This window comes from Sinorhizobium fredii USDA 257, from assembly GCF_000265205.3.
GTDB lineage: Bacteria > Pseudomonadota > Alphaproteobacteria > Rhizobiales > Rhizobiaceae > Sinorhizobium > Sinorhizobium fredii_B.
Genome location: NT_187164.1, coordinates 1 through 18,526 on the forward strand (window position 1 = coordinate 1; position 18,526 = coordinate 18,526).

General features: G+C 59.6%; 15 protein-coding genes and 4 pseudogenes. 10 read left to right on the top strand and 9 right to left on the bottom strand.

All coding sequences use genetic code 11. The features are described from left to right. The coding region (locus USDA257_RS32210; RefSeq protein ID WP_041415764.1) for an IS110 family transposase at positions 1–760 on the bottom strand (760 nt) is incomplete at its 3' end. Positions 761–1,230: 470 nt separating this feature from the next. On the opposite strand from USDA257_RS32210, the gene USDA257_RS32215 reads away from it, so the two are divergent. The 4 genes from USDA257_RS32215 (at position 1,231) to USDA257_RS32230 (ending at position 5,281) form a co-directional block, all read left to right on the top strand. Next, the gene (locus USDA257_RS32215; RefSeq protein WP_014330217.1) at positions 1,231–1,827 is read left to right on the top strand and encodes a recombinase family protein; all 597 of its coding nucleotides are present in this window, start codon (positions 1,231–1,233) and stop codon (positions 1,825–1,827) included. Further along, complete coding sequence (locus USDA257_RS32220) at positions 1,820–3,472, top strand: IS481 family transposase (protein WP_014330218.1); 1,653 nt, start codon at positions 1,820–1,822, stop codon at positions 3,470–3,472. Before USDA257_RS32215 ends, USDA257_RS32220 begins: the two co-directional genes overlap by 8 nt. Then, positions 3,469–4,389, top strand: coding sequence for an ExeA family protein (locus USDA257_RS32225; protein ID WP_014858020.1), 921 nt, complete (start codon positions 3,469–3,471; stop codon positions 4,387–4,389). Before USDA257_RS32220 ends, USDA257_RS32225 begins: the two co-directional genes overlap by 4 nt. A gap of 220 nt (positions 4,390–4,609) precedes the next feature. Continuing rightward, positions 4,610–5,281 (top strand): hypothetical protein, encoded by a 672-nt coding sequence (locus tag USDA257_RS32230; protein WP_014330220.1) that lies wholly within the window; start codon positions 4,610–4,612, stop codon positions 5,279–5,281. A 50-nt stretch (positions 5,282–5,331) separates the two neighbouring features. Here the strand turns inward: USDA257_RS32230 and USDA257_RS38925 are convergent. Next, positions 5,332–5,558: pseudogene (locus USDA257_RS38925) on the bottom strand (RHE_PE00001 family protein); the annotation flags it as partial. 733 nt (positions 5,559–6,291) lie between these two features. On the opposite strand from USDA257_RS38925, the pseudogene USDA257_RS32235 reads away from it, so the two are divergent. Beyond that, a pseudogene (locus USDA257_RS32235) lies at positions 6,292–7,208 on the top strand (recombinase family protein). Positions 7,209–7,355: 147 nt separating this feature from the next. On the opposite strand, the gene USDA257_RS32240 reads toward USDA257_RS32235, so the two are convergent. The 6 genes and pseudogenes from USDA257_RS32240 to repA form a co-directional block, all read right to left on the bottom strand. After that, on the bottom strand, positions 7,356–7,562 hold the full coding sequence (locus USDA257_RS32240) for a cold-shock protein (RefSeq protein ID WP_034859522.1): 207 nt from the start codon (positions 7,560–7,562) through the stop codon (positions 7,356–7,358). Next, on the bottom strand, positions 7,562–8,137 hold the full coding sequence (locus tag USDA257_RS38660; RefSeq protein ID WP_158499791.1) for an OST-HTH/LOTUS domain-containing protein: 576 nt from the start codon (positions 8,135–8,137) through the stop codon (positions 7,562–7,564). Before USDA257_RS38660 ends, USDA257_RS32240 begins: the two co-directional genes overlap by 1 nt. Positions 8,138–8,521: 384 nt before the next feature. Continuing rightward, positions 8,522–8,904, bottom strand: a pseudogene (locus USDA257_RS38190) (hypothetical protein); the annotation flags it as partial. 1,378 nt (positions 8,905–10,282) lie between these two features. After that, positions 10,283–11,497: a plasmid replication protein RepC gene (gene repC / locus USDA257_RS32250; protein WP_014858027.1), complete on the bottom strand. Its 1,215-nt coding sequence runs from the start codon at positions 11,495–11,497 to the stop codon at positions 10,283–10,285. 154 nt (positions 11,498–11,651) lie between these two features. Continuing rightward, positions 11,652–12,632 (bottom strand): plasmid partitioning protein RepB, encoded by a 981-nt coding sequence (gene repB, locus USDA257_RS32255; protein WP_014858028.1) that lies wholly within the window; start codon positions 12,630–12,632, stop codon positions 11,652–11,654. A 57-nt stretch (positions 12,633–12,689) separates the two neighbouring features. Further along, on the bottom strand, positions 12,690–13,913 hold the full coding sequence (gene repA, locus USDA257_RS32260; protein ID WP_014858029.1) for a plasmid partitioning protein RepA: 1,224 nt from the start codon (positions 13,911–13,913) through the stop codon (positions 12,690–12,692). Between the two features lie 803 nt (positions 13,914–14,716). Between repA and USDA257_RS32265 the strand changes: the two genes are divergently transcribed. The 5 genes and pseudogenes from USDA257_RS32265 to USDA257_RS32285 form a co-directional block, all read left to right on the top strand. Beyond that, positions 14,717–15,343 carry an acyl-homoserine-lactone synthase gene (locus USDA257_RS32265; protein ID WP_014858030.1) on the top strand — a complete coding sequence of 209 codons (627 nt, stop codon included), beginning with the start codon at positions 14,717–14,719 and terminating at the stop codon, positions 15,341–15,343. 10 nt (positions 15,344–15,353) lie between these two features. Beyond that, on the top strand, positions 15,354–16,331 hold the full coding sequence (gene trbB / locus USDA257_RS32270) for a P-type conjugative transfer ATPase TrbB (RefSeq protein ID WP_015633597.1): 978 nt from the start codon (positions 15,354–15,356) through the stop codon (positions 16,329–16,331). Then, positions 16,321–16,704 carry a TrbC/VirB2 family protein gene (locus tag USDA257_RS32275; RefSeq protein ID WP_014858032.1) on the top strand — a complete coding sequence of 128 codons (384 nt, stop codon included), beginning with the start codon at positions 16,321–16,323 and terminating at the stop codon, positions 16,702–16,704. The genes trbB and USDA257_RS32275 overlap by 11 nt, the downstream gene beginning before the upstream one ends. Then, positions 16,697–16,996, top strand: a complete 300-nt coding sequence (locus USDA257_RS32280) for a conjugal transfer protein TrbD (RefSeq protein ID WP_010875429.1) — start codon at positions 16,697–16,699, stop codon at positions 16,994–16,996. Before USDA257_RS32275 ends, USDA257_RS32280 begins: the two co-directional genes overlap by 8 nt. A gap of 10 nt (positions 16,997–17,006) precedes the next feature. Beyond that, a pseudogene (locus tag USDA257_RS32285) lies at positions 17,007–17,204 on the top strand (conjugal transfer protein TrbE); the annotation flags it as partial. Positions 17,205–17,439: 235 nt separating this feature from the next. On the opposite strand, the gene USDA257_RS32290 reads toward USDA257_RS32285, so the two are convergent. Next, positions 17,440–18,462: an IS110 family transposase gene (locus USDA257_RS32290; RefSeq protein ID WP_014328393.1), complete on the bottom strand. Its 1,023-nt coding sequence runs from the start codon at positions 18,460–18,462 to the stop codon at positions 17,440–17,442. Positions 18,463–18,526: the final 64 nt, after the last annotated feature.

Consider the following 18,526-nt stretch of genomic DNA (forward strand, 5'->3'; position numbering starts at 1 on the left):
ACTGCTGCGGCGTCAGGCCGAGCCAGGCGGCAAATTGCCTGCCGGAGCGGAATTGCTCGGGATCGGTGACGGTGGCGGCGACCGCCGTGGCTGTGACTATGCCGAGGCCGGGGATAGCGGAGAGCCGGCGACTGGCCTCGCTGTCGGCATGCCAAGCGAGAAGTTGCTGATCCAGCGCAGCGATCTCATCGGCAAACACCAGGATCTGCCGGATCAGAATGTCCAGCGTGGTCCGGGCATAGGAGGGCAAGCTGCTCTCGCCAGACAGCGCTTGCTGCGCCAACTTTGCCAGATTGGCAATGCCTGGATTGGCGACTAAGCCGAGTTCAGCCAGATGCGCCCGCAACGCATTTGCGACCATGGTGCGTTGGCGAACGAGCAGCGACCTGGCGCGATGCGTCATGAGAATGCTCTGCTGCGCCACCGTCTTCACAGGCACGAACCGCATCGTCGGGCGCTGCACGGCTTCGCAGATTGCCTCGGCATCCAGCGCGTCGCTCTTGCCGCGTTTGACATAGGGCTTCACGTAGGATGGGGGAATGAGCCGGACCTCGTGCCCCATGGCGGCGAGCGTCCGAGCCCAATGGTGCGCTGTGCCACACGCTTCCATTCCGATTAGGCAGGGTGGCAGCTTCGAGAAGAACGGCAGCATCTGCTTGCGATGCAGCCGTTTCACCAGCACGGTTGCGCCTGTCTCATCGACACCATGCGCCTGAAACACGCTCTTGGCCAAATCCAATCCAACGGTCGTGATCTGCATTGTCAACGCTCCTCTTTTGCTGCGGGTAACTGGCCGGCATCATAGCGGCAACCGCCGGCGCGGGGGCGTCCACATCATCAAGGGTTGCGAAGAAGGGAGCCTCGAACCGCCGCCACGAACTCGATCGGACATTTCACGCCGCAAGCCTGACAATCTATCCCAACCGCAGGTAGGTTGGTAGGTTTCCGAAACGAAGATGACCTGCCACGGAACTTTCATCCAGCGGCGACTAGAGCCCCGGCGGTTTCCAGTGCTCCTGTTCCCCCCGCCCATAGGCGGAACTATTCGACCGTCAGGCTCACAACCGGGGTTCCTCGGGTGCCTTGTCATAAACGACCGTTTTTGAGTAATCCACAGCGAAAGCCTCCTTCAACCTCAAATGATGTCACAGAGTCTTCTCAAAACTGTTCTGGATACCTCTGTCGCAAAATGCTACGTTCTCGACGACTTTCGAGAACTTTAGGGTGGCTATGCGGGTCGGGTACGCCAGGGTCAGCACGATCGATCAAAATCCGGAGCTTCAACTTGAGGCCCTGAGACGCGCCGGTTGCGAGAAGGTGTTTACCGAGCGTGGATCCGGCGCTGCGGATGACCGCCCGGAACTGGGCAGAATTCTCTCCGACGTGCTTCGCACGGGTGACACGCTCGTTGTCTGGAAACTCGATCGGTTGGCGCGATCGTTGAAGAAGCTCATTGCGACCGCGGAAGAGCTGGAGCGCGCGAAGATCGGGCTCGTGTCGTTGACCGAGAGCATCGATACGACGACGCCGGGCGGCATGCTGACATTCCATGTCTTCGGTGCGATCGCCCAATTTGAACGCGCTCTGATCCGTGAACGCACGACGGCTGGACTGGTCGAGGCGCGGCAACGTGGCCGTAAGGGTGGCCGCCCGCCCGCGATGCGCCCGAGTGATATTGCCGCCGCGCGCGCCCTGATGAAGGAAGGAAGCATACCTGTCCGCAATATTGCTCAGCGCATGGGAGTTTCGGTGGCAACCCTCTATCGCCATATCGGCAAGAAGGGTGGCGTCACCAAAATAGTGGAATCCGAGGAAGCCCATGGCTGAGCGGAGGAAGCGGCCGCCCGGCGAGGCTCTTGTCGATATTCGACGCCGGTTGTCGCTGCTTTCCCCCAGAGATCCAGGCCGCACCGAGATTGTCGCACGCGCTGCCGATGCCTACGGCTTTTCGATCTGGACCATCTATCGGGCGCTGCGCGAATTGAACCGCCCGAAATCCGTACGACGCGCCGATCATGGAACCTCCCGGATCGCCCCGCAGCCGGAGATGGAAACCTATGCCGAGATCATCGCCGCCCTAAAGATCAGGACGGCGAACCGGAAGGGGCGGCACATCTCCACGGCGCGCGCCATAAAGCTGCTTGAGGACGACGGGGTGGAGACGCCCGATGGCCTGGTGCGTGCGCCGCCCGGGCTGCTGAAACGCGCAACGGTCGATCGGCTGCTGCACGTTTGCGGCCTCGACTATAGGCGCGTCACCCGCCCGGTGGCCGCCGTCCGCTTCCAGGCGCGGCGCTCCAACGAACTGTGGCACTTCGACATGAGCCCGTCCGATCTGAAGCAGGTGGAAGCACCGCTTTGGGTCGAGGAAGGGCGCGGCCGGCCAATCCTGATGCTGTTCTCGGTTGTCGATGATCGCTCTGGCGCGAGCTATCAGGAATACCGCTGCGTCTACGGCGAAGACGCGGAGTCTGCCTTGCGGTTCCTCTACAATGCCTTCGCCACCAAGCCCGAACCGGAACTGCCGCTTCAGGGGATCCCAACGACGATCCATATGGATAACGGGCCGGTGAGCCGCTCGCGCGTCTTCCAATCCGTCATGGGCAGTCTCGGTGTCAGGGTTCTCACGCATATGCCCCCGTCGGACAGCGAGCGACGTACGCCAGCGCGTGCCAAAGGCAAGGTCGAACGGCCGTTTCGTACGATCAAGGAAGTGCACGAGACCCTTTATCACTTCCACAAACCGAAGGACGAAGAGGAAGCCAACCTTTGGTTCAGGCGCGCGTTAATCACCTACAACAACGGCGAACACCGCACCGAATCGCATGCACGCATTGAGGATTGGCTGCGGCATCTTTCCCCTGATGGCGTGCGGGCGATGTGCTCCTGGGAACGGTTCTGCGCCTTTGCGCGCGAACCGGAGCGACGGACCGTTGCTGGAGACGCGACCGTATCGGTCGAGGGCGCATCCTATGAGGTCGAGCCCGAACTTGCCGGCGAAACAGTGACTTTGCTCTGGGGCCTGTTCGATCAGGAATTGTTCGTCGAGTATGAGGGCAAACGCTTCGGCCCATTCCAGCCTTCGCGCGGGGCGGTTCCCCTGTTTCGCTATCGCAAATACCAGAAGAGCAAGATCGAAGAGCGGCTCGACAAGGTTGTCCGGCTCGCCGACAAACTGGGGCTCCCCCGCGCCGCGGTCACCGGCGGGGATCGCCCATTGCCCTCGCTGCCCCCGACCGCCGCTGGGCTGAGCGTACGGCGCACACCGTTTCCGGAACCCGCAATAGAGACCGCCTATGGAAGTGGCCTTGCAGCTCGTGGGGCGATTGCCGACCAGCTCGGCCGGCCGATTGGCGCGATGAATCCCAGCGATCGCGCCTTCATCGATGAACTGCTCGGAGAAACACTCGACAAAAAGGCGATCGCAGCCCGTATCCGCGAACGCTTCCAGGCGCGACGAAAGGAAGAATGATGCTCGCTGACGTTCAATCCAGTTACGGCCTCGACCGACCTTTCCAGGGGGCCGGCAACTTCGAGACCGAGCATCAGCGTACCATCATTCGCGAGGTTTGCGCAGCCGTCCAGACCGGCAGGCTTGTCGTAGTCTCCGGCCTGGTCGGTTCGGGAAAAACGCACCTTCTGCGGCGTATCGAGGCCGAACTCACCAAAGCCGGCAAGGTCGCGCTCGCCAAGTCGTTGGCGGTCGACAAGCGACGCACTTCGCTGCCATCGCTCATTGAAGCCTTGTTCTACGATTTGTCGCCCGGCGATCGCGCGCAGGTGAAGATCCCCAAGCAGGCCGAGCGGCGGGAGCGCGACCTGCGCGACATCATGAAAAAGGGCAAACGGCCAGTCGTCCTCGTGGTCGATGAGGCCCATGACTTGCACCACAAGACCCTAACCGGCCTGAAGCGCCTGATGGAGGTGGTTGCCGACGCCGGCGTGCTCCTCTCCGTGCTGCTTGTCGGCCATCCTCGACTTCGCAATGATCTGCGTCGTCCGCAAATGGAGGAGATCGGCTATCGAACCACCATTTTCGACTACGAGGGGATCGGTTCCGCGCGCCGCGACTATGTCGCATGGCTGCTCGGCGCCTGTGCAGCCGAAGGCGTGAAGGTTGGCGAACTCCTCGAGGAAGACGCCATCGACCTCATCGCCGAACGGCTACGCACGCCGCTTCAGATCGAGATGCATCTAACCCTTGCCTTCGAACAGGGCTTTCGCCTCGGCGCCAAGCCGGTCACCGCCGAGATCGTCGAGCAGATCCTGTCTCGCGCCATCGACGATCTCGAACCGACGTTGACCCGAAATGGCTACGATGCGGCGGCATTGGTCACCCACCTGAACGCTCGGCCGTCAGATATCCGCGCCTTCCTCGCTGGCAATTAATCTGAGCACGTGGCCGTCATTTGCGAGCAGCCTCGGATGTTGGCGAGCACGTTGGCAAAGAGCGTGAGCAGGACGCGCTCTCCATTGTCAGATAATCTGAGCAGAAAATGCCGATGTTGGCGAGCACGAGCCGTTATGTTGGCAAGCGGCTACAGATAGGCTTGCTTCCGACCCGTCCTTAAGACAACACCCCGACACGTTCCTGTACCAACGCGACAAGATGGTTCGCGCTTCAGTCCGCCGACCAACCCTGACAATCGCGGACGCGCTCTCTTTTGTTAATCTGTTCACAAAGGCGCCGGCCTCCGTGCCCGAATTTCGTGCATTGGTGAAACGACAGATTGTCGCCCTGCTTGAGAAGCTCCACCATTCTGACGACGACGAGAGTTTCGTGTTTCGAGATGACCGGGCCACGGAAGACGACTTGCGCAACTGGCTATCCGCGCGCATGCGCGAGATCGGCAGTTCGCATTACGAAGTCATCAGAGAGCAGGAGGTCGCGGTGGAAAACCGGCCGGACCTTAGAGTTCACTCAAGAAATCCTGAATTCGGCCTGATCTCCGTGGAAATCAAACTGGCCGACGCGGACCACTGGAACGGGAACACTCTGGTCAACAAGATCGAGACGCAACTCGCTAACCAGTACATGCATGAGAATGGCTCTCATACCGGCTTCTACCTGCTGGCAAATGCTGCAAAGCCGTTGAAGAAGGAAATCGACTCGAAAACCGGCAAAGTGAAGCGCAGGGCCTTCGCAAAAAAGGTTGCTGGAAAGAACGTCAATTTTGCTGGACTGCTTACCCTGTGCGACGCGCGCGCGGCGGCCGTGACCGCTGGGTTAGGCGGTAATAAGCTAATCGATGTTATAGCGGTTGATCTCTCTGAACGTTGACGCATATTCTGGCCCAGGTTTTGAACGAACCAACCCGACCGGGTTAATAGCTGAGCCTTCTGCGGCGTCACCTCGAGGGTTGTTGCGACCATGCCGGCGCCGGCGAACGGTTTGGCGATGACGAGTTCGATCATCGCCCCAGTCGTGAGGAGGCGCGCCGGCCGGCGAGCTTGCGCTCCATCATCTACCGCGACCGCGCCTGCGGTCGTGTTCCTTCGCCAAGCTCGGCGGCCGCGACCAGCCCCTGCGCGATGGCGAGCAACCGGCTGTCGCGGTCGTAATGCAAGCGGCTTAGAAGGGGTGCGTCGGCCGACGAGACGCCGCTTCAGCATCGCCGAGATTTGATCGGGGAGATGTGCCGCGGTTGTTACGCCGGGCTGGCGCAGGACAGAGGCGGCCAGTAGACGGCCAACTCTCCACGCGGTTCCGACCTAGGACAAGTGCCAGCGCAAGGTCGAGTTCACGAAGAGTTAACCATGTGAATTAACTCCAGAAATCACTCAAACGGAAGCTAACAGTAATCATCTTTCCGTCATTCAGACGCCGATTTCCGCGCGCAATCACTATCGATAGGGACCAAGTATCGATAGCGATGGATTTGGCGGTCTGGTTGACCATTGTCAGTCGTCCTGGATCAGTGGATTTGCCTAGGAAACCGGGCTTTTCAGCCGCTTTTCAACCCAGTTCGGCAGACTCATTTGCCGGATCGAATGGAAGGGCCCTCGTCCGAGCGGTAGGCGGCAGAGCTTTCCTCAGTCATTTTTCCATCTCAAAGGCCGCCTGAAACACCAGCGCGATACGTGCTGCCTTCAAAACAACCGAACTCGCGGCATTTCCGCCACAGAAGCCCGCTGGCGCGCGTTAGCCTATGTTCATGACCCGACACTCGTCCACTGCGGTATTTTGAATCTGACGGGCTTCCATTCAGACCATAAAACACGCTTGCAAAGGAACGTTTTCTCACACATGTTTCATTTGTACAAACCGCCCCGAAACGGCCGAAAAATCCGATGGCAACGGCTGCAAACCTCAATTCTCCTTCCCTGCAGCAAAGGCTGATCGGATACGCCCGTGTTTCGACCGAGGATCAGCTCAACGACGCTCAGGTCGACGAATTGCGGGCGGCCGGTTGCCACCGCATCCACCAAGAGCACGGATCCGGCGCATCACGCGCGCGGCCGGTGCTTGCGAAGCTTCTTAAAGACCTTGCCACGGGCGATGTCCTCGTCGTCGTTCGCCTCGACCGTCTGGCCCGATCGGTCAGCCACCTGCTCGACGTCATCGAAGACCTCGAGAAGCGCGGCGTGCATTTCCGCTCGCTGCGTGATCCGATCGATACCTCGACGCCGCAGGGAATGTTTCCTTGCAGGTGCTCGGCGCCGTCGCCCAGCTCGAGCGTGCGCTGATCGCGGAGCGGACCAAGTCCGGTATGCAGGCCGCCAAGGCGCGCGGCCGGCTTGCCGGCAATCCCGGGCTTCGAGAACGCCGGCCGGAAGCCATCCGCGCGGTCTCAGCGGCGCGCGAGCGGGCCTACCTCGATGAACTGATTGTGTCAGCGCAGACCTGGCTGCCGACAGTCCGGCGGCTGCGCCCGCGACACAGTTGGGACAATGTCGTGCGGATCCTCAATCGCGGGGGGCACGACTGGACCGTCGAACGGTTGCGGCGGGCGGTCCACCGGCTGGTGCGCGAAAAGCTCGCGGAACCGGAACTGCTTGCCCGATCGCCGCGCCGGCCGCCCGAGGATCATCTGATGCGGCTGGTTGCCGGGATCGCCATCGCCGATCCCGATCTGTCGCTGCGCGACATTGCCGCCCAGTTGGACCAGATGCAGGAGCGACCGCCACGTGGCGGCCGCAAATGGCAACCGTCTTCCGTCCGAGCACTACTGGACGAGGCGAGCCGCATCGGGCTGGTTCGCTCTTGAGAGGCTGGTTCATGAATTCAAGAGTGTTCACGCGGCGTCGAAAGCTGGGTGCAGCACTGTTTCCGGTCGCCGCATGCTTCCAAATGGAAAAAGACCGAGCAACCCCCGGGCTATTCCAGAAAGCTCGCGTTGTGAGGAAGGGGCGGCCTAGGCCTGCAAATTGTCAGCCGACATCTTGCCGGACTTACGATCCTTTACCAGCTCGTAACTGATCTTCTGCCCATCCTTCAGCTCCCGCAGGCCAGCCCGCTCCACCGCTGAAATGTGGACGAAGACATCGGCGCTCCCGTCGTCCGGCTGAATAAAACCAAAGCCCTTCGTCGCGTTGAACCATTTTACCGTTCCGGTCGCCATCATGCCTTCCTTCGATCATTTGCCGTACCGCCACAGGGCGGGCGAGGCTCGCTTCGTATACGCGCGCACAGATAGACGCTTCTCCGCTCCGGGTAAAGCAGCCCGAACGTTGACGCAACTGCCCAGCCCAAGCAAGCGATCTTCGTCGCCATAGACGCTACTTTTTGCCTCTTTGTTTCAGCCGTGATGCTGACGGGAGCATCCTCGGCTTGCCACACGTCGAACTGATTTGTCGTGCAGATAAGATCACTGAGTTTTCGGAACCCAAGCGTGCACGGGTCGAAGTCCGGCGCCAGGTGAGACCTCCATTTGCCGCAGAGGCTCATCCGAGGCGCGCTTTCCGCAGAGCCCCGCAAGGTTGGCTCTGGCGGCTGAACTCGTCGTCGCGAGTCGTGGGCTAGGTGCCTGAGTCGCCCTCGATGCCGACGCGCGACACGGCGATGCTCGCGCTGACTGCCTTTCTCTAGGCAACGGTGATCGCCGCGCTCACCGGCGCGGTTACGCCGGGCGCGGCCGACCTCGATGCGCTCGTCCTGAACGTATTCGATTGGATGAGGAACCCGTTCGAGGATCATGCTCCCGCGCCACCTGATCTGCCCACGTACAGATCAGTCTGCCCGGCCCGCTGCCCCTTCGAGTACCGCTAGACGCTCGCGGTAAGATGGTTTCTACTGCCGAAGCAGGAAGTCGGCGCGCTCCATCAGCCAGTACAGCGCTTCCTCCGAGACTTCAAAATGGCAAGGGAGCATTTCGACAGGCAACACAGCCGAGCCCAACGGTTGCTTGAGCTTAGCCGTGTGGCAATCTCCCGCGACTGGGACAAACACGCGGCGTTCCTGCCCCCGTGCCGTTGAGGGCGCTTATCCCACTCTGCTACTAACCCTGACGAACCACGGCCCTCCTCTCGCATAGCCTGACGTTCCTGCGCGACTTGGCCGAACACCGGGACAGCGGCTCGTCAAAGCTTGGCCGCGCGAACAGCACCGCCATACCGCGAGCGGGCGCTCTTCGAGTTCGTAGAGCACAATTCCCTCGCGCAGGATATCGACGAAGACGAATTTTCCCTTGGCGAGTTAGTTGTTGATCTTTCTCGCACCGCGCGCGATCAGCCGCGACCGGCGTCGATATGACCGTGTCCCACTTCAACCGGTCGGAGGCCTTGTTCGAGTATTGCGGCTCAGCGAGCTTGCGGTCGCTGACGAGGACGAGAATTCCGAAGTCCGAAAACCGCCCAACGTCGTGTGGGGATCGACTACAGCGTCGCAGGCATAGGAGCCGAACATAATGGTCTTCAGGATCCGCCGCGCTTCTTGAAAGCAGTGGAGCTGCCTTCGAGCGCATCTAATCGTGTGAGCGCGGGAACGTACGGAAAAGCCCGTCGCCGAGGCTGCTCGGGGCACGCTGGCAAGGGGCACGACCCTATTTGTCGTCGAGTTTCGTTGCTTCGCCTGCCTTCGTGGCAGCGTCGTAGCCTGCGTTCCAGTCGCTGTTGTGGGTAGGGATTTTCCTCCTTGCACATCCCGATCTCCGCCGTGGTAAGGCCTTCATGGAATGCCGACAGTACCGTTGCCATCGCTGCCCCCGAACTTCGTTACGGGCCCTCGTCAACCCGCCGGACTGTACCAAATTGGCGAAGCGTAAGCGCGCTGCGTCAATCGAACTCAGGACCCCTTCCCGCCTCTGAACATTTAATTGAGCAGGAACATACGGTAGAACATCGAATAGCGAACGAAGGTCCCAGGGACCACCGCGGCCGGTCAATCAGAGCGTCACACGTTGATGTCTCACCGACCAGGAACAGGTCCGTGCCAACCGACGAAGCCTCCCCTGCCCCACCCTGCGTTTCAATCCGCCTCGACCGCACCAAAACGACGACGAGCGATGATGACGAACATGTGCTCTTGATCTGCCGGCCGGCGATCGCCTTGAAACGCTGGCTCATGGAAGGCCGGAACCAACAGCGCGGTGGTGTTCCGCATCTACCAAATGAAGCAAATATCGACCGGCGAGCGCTACCAGCCGCATGAAATACGCTTGGCCAAGCGATAACTAATGCTCTGTTGGAAGTGTGACAGTCATTCTGGCAGAATGACGAAACGCGCCCTCCTATCTCCTGTCGGCGGTCACCTACGGACTGGCTACAACGACTTTACGACTCGCGTCCTACAAACAGGCGATCAACGCCTCGAAAGTTCGACGGAACCCCTCCCTTCAACAGCAAACGAAGACTGTTTAGAACTAACGCTTTGATTAATTTGCGCAAATTTCCGTTTTTGTCAGCTGACAACTTTTTACAGTCTGTTTTGAGGAAGCAATAGTCATCCCCTTGCTTCGCAACCAACCAAAATCAAGATCTGGTGTAGCATTTGGCCTTTCACAGCATCGTCCTGGCGCTCAAGCAACATCTCTGGTCTGATGCTCGAATGCCTCCGCCAACTTCTCGGACACCATGCCGAGGGAGCTGCGGACTGGTCGGGCTTGTCCCTGACTTTGGTGTCGTCCATATTGCCATCGAATGTCCCTACCTGCACTGTGAAGTCCTCGTACCGACGCGGACCATTGGAGTTGCTCCCCCTACTGAGACCACCATAAACGACAGCGTCATAACTTCTCCTAGTCGGTTGACTCGACGTCGCAATCTGCCGATTTTGTCAGCCGACAACAAGCGGTCGCCCAAGAGCTGAGGGGATTGGTTCCCGCCGATTAAGCGGGTTCTTCGGTCAGGAGGCCAATCGATCACTTCCGCCGCGCGCCCTCAGCAGTGCCATCAACACTGGCCCCGGCGAAAACTCGCCCCGCTTTGCCCGAGACGTTAGGTCGCGGAGATATCCGCCGGGCGATTTGATGTGCCCTGACCGCTCCAGAATGCAGGCCATGACAGCGGATGCGTTCTCGGGCCCCATAACCTCACAGGCATCCTGGTAGGCCGACGGACTGACGCAGAGCATCGAGCGGACGACCACTGCGGCCTGCATCAGGTCACGCGGGCTCGCAACTACGCCTCCGGGGCCATAATCTGAGATGCTTGGGCAAGCCCGCAACACCATCCCCAACGGAAACACCTTCATCGGCTCCCGTTGCGGTTCGATGGCTGGGCTCGGCCTTTCGCCCTGCTCTTCTAGAGAGCGAGGTTCAAGTTCATTAGTGGATTCGGGATGTGAATTCTGTTTGTGCCGCTCAATTTGATCAGGATTGCCGCTCAAATTTTCGATTTTTAACCTGATTTCCAGAAGGTTGGAGATTTCCTCGCGCAACATCTCCATCTCTTCGAGGATGGGGGCCACGGTCGCGGCCGTTGCCACTCGAGGAATGGTCGCTACTAGGCTGCGGTAGTGCTGGTGAATTCCGTCCCAATTACCGTCCACTCCCTCCTCAATGGCGACTTCAATCAGCTTACCGATATCGCGCCGGCAGATCGTCAGGCGCTCGCGAAGTCTACGCAACTGCAGTCGCTCAATTTTGACATCGGCAGCTATTTGCTCGATCTCGCGTGCGCGTGACAGCAACGGAGCCAACGAAAACCCATAGGCCTCATCGATCGAACCGTCTCCGTCCTTGCGGGCGTAGCGCTTGCCATTTGGGCTATCCCGGCGTGCCAGAAGGCCGGCGTCGACGAGCGCTGCGATGTGGCGACGCAACGTCGCTTCAGCCATGCCATGCGCACGAAGCGACAACTGCATGTTAGAGGGAAACACGATGAGGCCGTTTTCCTCAGACAAGGTCGTCTCGGGATAAAAGCTCAAAAGTGCGTTCATAACAGAGAGCGCACGTTCGCTGATGCCGAGCTTCGGCTTAGCTTCGCAGAGCGCTCGAAACAGCTTCCACTTGTCAGCCGATGTTTCAGGTTCGAGTTCACGCGACATATATTGGCTTGCCAACATGCCAAGCGTCATCGACCGCCGCCCGAAGGGCGTCGTCACACTTCCATCTTGCATCTTCTTTCACCTATCCTCAGGCAAAAGACGTCCGCTCACCCGTTCCGGTGCCAAAGACTCTTGACTGCGATTCGTGGAAATGCGATTCTCAGGCTGCTAAACGATGAGAGAGGCTTCCACGATGGTTACCGTCTGGGGGCCTTTTTCTTTTGCGTCAGTCTTCCTTCCGGTTACCCTGCTCCAGGAACTCGGCATAGAGCCGGTCCAGGTTGTCTGCAATATACCGCCCAAAGGGGCCGGCATTCCTTGATTTCATAGACAAGGCAAACGCCTTGGCGGAGTTCGAATACTTAGCGGAGACGGTCTTGTCCGCCGGTTGCCAGTTCTCCAGGATCTTTGGAGTCGTCTTCCGGACAGGCTTCGCCGCGCTGTTCAGACCAGAAAACAGGGCATTGAAGCGATCGTCAGTGCTCAGTTCATTGAAGGAAGGATCAGAGACGATTGCCTTCACCTTCTCTTCGTTGGCGGTTTTACCCACAAGCAATGACAACTCGACCCAGCGTTCTCGGCCGACCGCCGGGCAGGGCCCGATCCTTGCGATTGTCTCTTCAGGAATACGATCTATTACGGCGATCATTTTCGAGATAGCGGCCGCATTGGCAGCAAGCGCCGATCCTATGATTGTCCGGTCATAGCCAAGCTTCTCGAGGTGCGAGGCGAAGTTCGCCCGTTCAATGAAGGAGAGGTTGGCGCGCGCCGAGTTTTCCTGTCCCTGGGCGATAACGTGCGTACGGTCATCCAGCGCCTTGACGACCGCCTTAACCTTGCGGCCGAGCTCGCGGGCAACGCGGGCTCGGCGGTGTCCAAAGACGATCTGGTAACGATCGGCTGCCGACGGGTGGGGGCGCACAAGGATGGGCGTATCCTGCCCGCGCTCGGCAATCGCCTGCTTCAATTCCTCGAACTGCTCGGAACTATCGCCCATGCGATCAGAGACGAACGAACCATCGAGTGTCTCAGGGTCGAGTTCGACGACCGTTTCTCCTTCGAGAAATTTCTCGGCCTGGCGCGACAACTCGTCGAGCGAGCGCACCATGCTCTTCGAAGCCCCGCGCATCGGGTAGGCGGGCGCAACGTCTGCGTGCGGGATTTCCGCTGTGTCTACTAGACCCGCCAGTAGGTTCTTTCTCGCCATCTGCCTGCTCCGTTTGCCTGCGATCTACCGGGCCGTCGCCGGGGAAGTTTACACTTCTCAACTGACAACCTTCCTCCCCCAAGAGGCATGGACGAGTTCGGCGATCTCGGCGTTGACTGCGTTCAAGGAGTCCATCGCGCGCTCATAGGTGGACCGCGTCATCTGACTCTTGTCGACTTCGTAAAGGGTCTGCTTGGTGATTCCGGCGTCTGAAACCGCTGTCGATTTCAGCATCTGGTTCTTCAGCACAAACTGGTGGAACAAGGTCTGCATGAAGCCCACCATCTGCGCCTGCGGCCCATCCGTTGGCTCGTACCGGGTGATCAGATAGCGATACCATTCGAGATTGACCGCAGCACCCACATCCCGGATCGGCTTCAGGATCCCGCCCAGCATCAAAAGGAACTGGCCCATCGACATGACGTCGAGCATCTGTGGATGGATCGTGATCAGGACGCTCGTAGCCGCAGTCAGCGCGGTGATCGTGAGATAGCCGAGCTGGGGAGGGCAGTCGATGACGACAACGTCATAGCGGTCGTTGACTTCCGACAGCGCGCGCGAAATCCGCGTGAAGAAGGTCTTGCCATCGTTCGAGCTCTTGTTCGACATCGCAAGCGGCGTGTCGTACTCGTACTCCTGAAGTTCGAGGTTCGCAGGCACGATATCGAGGCCCGGGAAATTGGTAGGCTGGATGATCTCACTGATCGATCGGCGTTGATCGTCATATCTGAGCGCCTCATAGAGCGACGGCGACAGGTCGAGTTCGGGCTGAAAACCGTGAAGCGACGAAAGTGACGCCTGCGGGTCGAGGTCCACCGCCAAGACACGGTGCCCGGTCAACGCCATGTACTGCGCGAGATGGGCGGCCGTCGTCGTCTTTCCCGAACCGCCCTTGAAATTGACAACGGCAATGACCTGGAGCTTTTCGCCCGACCGACGGTGCGGCACGTAGTTCCTGGCTTCCGATCGTCCATGCTGATCGAGATACTGACGCAGTTCCGCCATCTGCTCAGCACTATAAGAACGGCGACCCGACGACGATGTCTGGGGGAGGGGGCCTTTTCCCTCAAGATGAAGTTTCTTCAGCGTACTTTGAGAGACGCCGAGGAACTGCGCCACTTCCGAGAGCGAGAACTGGCGAAGCAGTTTCTTGGCATTCGGCGGGAACTGCTGCATGCTTAAAAGATGCAATTTCTTTGAAATCAGATCGCCCTGTTCGAGGATGAGATCCTCGAAATGCATCGGCTGTGCGGGAGCGATGGGCGGCGAATTAGCGTTCATTGCAGGGGAACTCTCGAATAACGGTTTTTCGGCCCGAGAACCGACATAATCGTTATTATGTGCGATTCTCGCCGACTGACAAGGAATATAGAGTTAACAAAGGGTTTATACCGCGTCCCGAGCAGCCCCTGCTCGCCGGCAAAACATGCGTGTTTCTCCTTCATTCTTAGGCACTTAGATAGCCGCTTGCGCTCCGCCAGGCGCCAGCACTTTTCCAGGGGAGAAATACGGCCGTTCGCCTGGCTACCAAACGTCACCGCGAAATAGCGGTCGTATTGCTCCCCGCGACTCACCCGACTCAGCCTTGGTGAATATATTCGAGTTCTGAGTTGCTGCGGTTGCCCGGAAAGAGAGCCGGGGCACATAACTTTACTGCCAACTTCTTCATGGGGCCCAACAACTGGTTCTGCTCGACTTGCTTTCACCATCTGTCCCTCTCGGCGGCGTACTGTCCGTTACAGGCCATGCCCCGCAAAAATAGAAGGTGATTCTTCCTGACCGTCCAGAAGATTGGGATTGACAATGGGTTGAAAAGACCCTGCCTGGCTCAGGTGAGCCGAAGGATTACTTTCGCAAATTTGTATTTGTCCGCTGAGGGTTAGACGCGGATCACGGCCGTCTATGGACACGAATTGTTCTCCTGTGAATCCTACAAGACGCAAGTGGGGCTTCGGGTCTGCAAAGGCAGACGTGACGCGACGCAACGCCCGACGCGTTCCAGGGAACCTTGTAGGATCCTACAACTGCCACTCGAATCCGATTCGTGCTGATTTCCCCGCGGTCCAACAACGACGGAGAAATTCATGCAGATTCTCGCGATCTCAAAGCCGCGAAATATCGAAGAAGCCCAACTTCTCCGCAGCCATCACCAACTGCGCGCCCGCGTCTTTTCCGATCGTTTGGGCTGGGAAGTCAATGTCGTCGGAGGCTGTGAGTCAGATACTTTCGACGATCTTCAACCCACCTACATCCTAGCCGTATCGAGCAACGATCGAGTGGTTGGATGTGCTCGCCTACTGCCTGCGCTCGGCCCCACGATGGTGGCCAACGTTTTCCCCTCGCTCCTTTCTGCCGGTCACCTCGACGCTCATTCCTCCATGGTCGAGAGCTCGCGCTTTTGCGTGGACACCTTCCTTGCTGAGAGCAGGGGAGACGGCTCCATTCATGAGGCGACGCTCACAATGTTCGCGGGGATCATCGAATGGTCGGTGGCAAACCGCTACACCGAAATCGTCACGGTGACGGATCTTCGGTTCGAACGGATCCTCGCCCGCGTCGGTTGGCCGCTTCAGCGCATTGGCGAGCCAAGGCCGATCGGAGCGACCGTGGCCGTGGCGGGCACTATGCCGGCAAAGGCAGACACATTCATGAGGCTCCGCCCCGCCAACTACCGCTCTCAAATCATCAGCACTTTTGGCCAATCAGCGTAAGGAGAAATCAGTGGAACAGCTTCGCTCTCATCCTCGCCTCGTCCGCAAGCTTCAGGAGGCGCTTGGCGACCAGCTCTGCGTTGCTTTGGACGATAGCAACGTAGTCGAGATAATGCTGAATCCCGATGGTAAGCTGTTCATAGAACGGCTCGGGCACGGCGTCGCGCCCGCTGGCGAGATGTCGTCGGCTGCGGCGGAAATGGTGATCGGGACGGTCGCTCATGCACTCCAATCCGAAGTGGACACCGAACAACCCATCATTTCCGGTGAGCTTCCGATCGGCGGACATCGTTTCGAGGGTCTATTGCCGCCAGTGGTCGCGAAGCCCTCCTTCACAATCCGTCGTCGGGCATCTCGCCTGATCCCACTCGACGACTATGTCCGCTCCGGTGTGATGACCGAGGCCCAGGCTGCGACGATCCGCAGCGCCATTGACTCACGCCTCAACATCATCATTTCCGGTGGAACTGCCTCCGGCAAAACGACGCTCGCAAATGCAGTAATCCATGAGATCGTAAGGAGCGCGCCGGAAGACCGGCTCGTCATCCTCGAAGACACCGCCGAAATCCAGTGTGCGGCCGACAACGCCGTGCTTCTTCGTACCAGCGATACGGTTGACATGGCGCGGCTGCTCAAGAGCACGATGCGCCTGCGTCCCGACCGAATAGTCGTCGGCGAGGTGCGCGATGGTGCTGCCCTCACCTTGCTCAAGGCATGGAACACCGGACATCCAGGCGGCGTGGCAACAATCCACTCGAACACGGCGACTTCCGCGCTCCGGCGCCTGGAGCAGCTGACGGCCGAAGCAAGCCAACAGCCGATGCACGAGGTGATCGGGGAGGTTGTCGACCTCATCGTTTCCATCGAGCGTACGCCGCGAGGCCGGCGTGTGCGCGACATCATCCAGGTCGAGCGCTTCGCCAACGGCCGATACGAGATCGAATCCGACCAACTCACCGAAGAACGGGAGGCGCGGCATGTCGCGTAAGAATGAATTTATCTCCATCGCGCTTCTTGCTTCGCCACTCATTTTGGCGTCGGTAGCAACGGCACTGGCCAGTTCAGGCGGCAGTCTGCCCTGGGAAGGACCGCTCGAGCAGATCCAGGAGTCCATCACGGGGCCAGTCGCGGGCTACATAGCACTTGCGGCAGTCGCGATCGCCGGCGGCATGCTGATTTTCGGCGGTGAGCTGAACGATTTCGCGCGGCGGCTGATGTATGTCGTGCTTGTTGCCGGCATCCTCCTCGGCGCCACGACCATTGTCGGCCTGTTCGGCGCGACCGGCGCTTCGATCGGCCTGACCAATGATCGCGTCACTTCGACGCGCCCGAGTGCAGAAGGGGAGGGGGCACATGGCTGAGGCGCTATCCGAACGTTACCGCAATCGCATTCACCGTGCGCTCTCCCGGCCGAACCTCCTGATGGGCGCGGACCGGGAACTGGTTTTGATCACCGGGCTTGCCGCGGTCATCCTGATCTTTGTGGTGCTGACTGTCTACTCGGCGCTCTTCGGGGTTGTCGTGTGGATCGTGATCGTCGGCTTGCTCCGCATGATGGCGAAGTCCGATCCGCTGATGCGGCAGGTCTATGTCCGGCACATTTCCTACAAACCCTACTACAAGGCGACCACCTCTCCGTGGCGGCGGTATTGAGGAGGCTGGTATGGTCGCGCTCAAACGGTTTCGGGCAACCGGCCCATCCTTCGCGGATCTCGTCCCCTATGCCGGCCTGGTCGACAACGGCGTGCTTCTGTTGAAAGACGGAAGCCTGATGGCCGGCTGGTATTTTGCCGGGCCGGACTCCGACAGCGCCACAGACTTCGAACGCAACGAACTATCGCGCCAGATCAACGCAATCCTGCCCCCTATGGCAAGGGCTTTTTGTCGGGTGGTTTGATCGGTTGCTTTCATATGTCCGGCCTGTTTGTGCGGTATGAAGTTTGACCGCTGGCCCTGATGGAAATCCGCCGATGAGGACCCTGATCAAGCTGGCGCGCGTTTGAAGCGCATTGAATCAGACGGGTTGGCCTCACCATTGGCTCGATCGTTACACATCATCGACTGCCGTTACCAATTCCGGTTCTCTGGGATTGAACTCAGGCGATCATTTCATGGGCCCGATAGGCTTCCTTGCGGGTCAGCACGACCCATGCGATCCGCGCGAGTTTATTGGCGAGGGCAACGGAGACCAGCCTGAACGGCTTTTTCTCCAGGAGCTTTCTGATCCAGTTCGCCAGGGGCGTTGCCTTGTCCTTCGTATGACGGATAACGGCGGTGGCGCCGACGACGAGCAACCTCCGCAAGTATCGGTCTCCCTGCTTGGAGATGCCGCCGAGCTGGGTTTTTCCTCCGGTCGAACACTGCTGCGGCGTCAGGCCGAGCCAGGCGGCAAATTGCCTGCCGGAGCGGAATTGCTCGGGATCGGTGACGGTGGCGGCGACCGCCGTGGCTGTGACTATGCCGAGGCCGGGGATAGCGGAGAGCCGGCGACTGGCCTCGCTGTCGGCATGCCAAGCGAGAAGTTGCTGATCCAGCGCAGCGATCTCATCGGCAAACACCAGGATCTGCCGGATCAGAATGTCCAGCGTGGTCCGGGCATAGGAGGGCAAGCTGCTCTCGCCAGACAGCGCTTGCTGCGCCAACTTTGCCAGATTGGCAATGCCTGGATTGGCGACTAAGCCGAGTTCAGCCAGATGCGCCCGCAACGCATTTGCGACCATGGTGCGTTGGCGAACGAGCAGCGACCTGGCGCGATGCGTCATGAGAATGCTCTGCTGCGCCACCGTCTTCACAGGCACGAACCGCATCGTCGGGCGCTGCACGGCTTCGCAGATTGCCTCGGCATCCAGCGCGTCGCTCTTGCCGCGTTTGACATAGGGCTTCACGTAGGATGGGGGAATGAGCCGGACCTCGTGCCCCATGGCGGCGAGCGTCCGAGCCCAATGGTGCGCTGTGCCACACGCTTCCATTCCGATTAGGCAGGGTGGCAGCTTCGAGAAGAACGGCAGCATCTGCTTGCGATGCAGCCGTTTCACCAGCACGGTTGCGCCTGTCTCATCGACACCATGCGCCTGAAACACGCTCTTGGCCAAATCCAATCCAACGGTCGTGATCTGCATTGTCAACGCTCCTCTTTTGCTGCGGGTAACTGGCCGGCATCATAGCGGCAACCGCCGGCGCGGG

Coding starts and splice junctions, on each gene's coding strand:
- USDA257_RS32225 (WP_014858020.1), top strand. CDS start 3,469: ATGATGCTCGCTGACGTTCAATCCAGTTACGGCCTCGACCGACCTTTC.
- repC (WP_014858027.1), bottom strand. CDS start 11,497: ATGCAAGATGGAAGTGTGACGACGCCCTTCGGGCGGCGGTCGATGACG.
- USDA257_RS32275 (WP_014858032.1), top strand. CDS start 16,321: ATGTCGCGTAAGAATGAATTTATCTCCATCGCGCTTCTTGCTTCGCCA.
- USDA257_RS38660 (WP_158499791.1), bottom strand. CDS start 8,137: ATGATCCTCGAACGGGTTCCTCATCCAATCGAATACGTTCAGGACGAG.
- USDA257_RS32230 (WP_014330220.1), top strand. CDS start 4,610: ATGGTTCGCGCTTCAGTCCGCCGACCAACCCTGACAATCGCGGACGCG.
- repA (WP_014858029.1), bottom strand. CDS start 13,913: ATGAACGCTAATTCGCCGCCCATCGCTCCCGCACAGCCGATGCATTTC.
- repB (WP_014858028.1), bottom strand. CDS start 12,632: ATGGCGAGAAAGAACCTACTGGCGGGTCTAGTAGACACAGCGGAAATC.
- USDA257_RS32215 (WP_014330217.1), top strand. CDS start 1,231: ATGCGGGTCGGGTACGCCAGGGTCAGCACGATCGATCAAAATCCGGAG.
- USDA257_RS32240 (WP_034859522.1), bottom strand. CDS start 7,562: ATGGCGACCGGAACGGTAAAATGGTTCAACGCGACGAAGGGCTTTGGT.
- USDA257_RS32265 (WP_014858030.1), top strand. CDS start 14,717: ATGCAGATTCTCGCGATCTCAAAGCCGCGAAATATCGAAGAAGCCCAA.
- USDA257_RS32220 (WP_014330218.1), top strand. CDS start 1,820: ATGGCTGAGCGGAGGAAGCGGCCGCCCGGCGAGGCTCTTGTCGATATT.
- USDA257_RS32290 (WP_014328393.1), bottom strand. CDS start 18,462: ATGCAGATCACGACCGTTGGATTGGATTTGGCCAAGAGCGTGTTTCAG.
- USDA257_RS32280 (WP_010875429.1), top strand. CDS start 16,697: ATGGCTGAGGCGCTATCCGAACGTTACCGCAATCGCATTCACCGTGCG.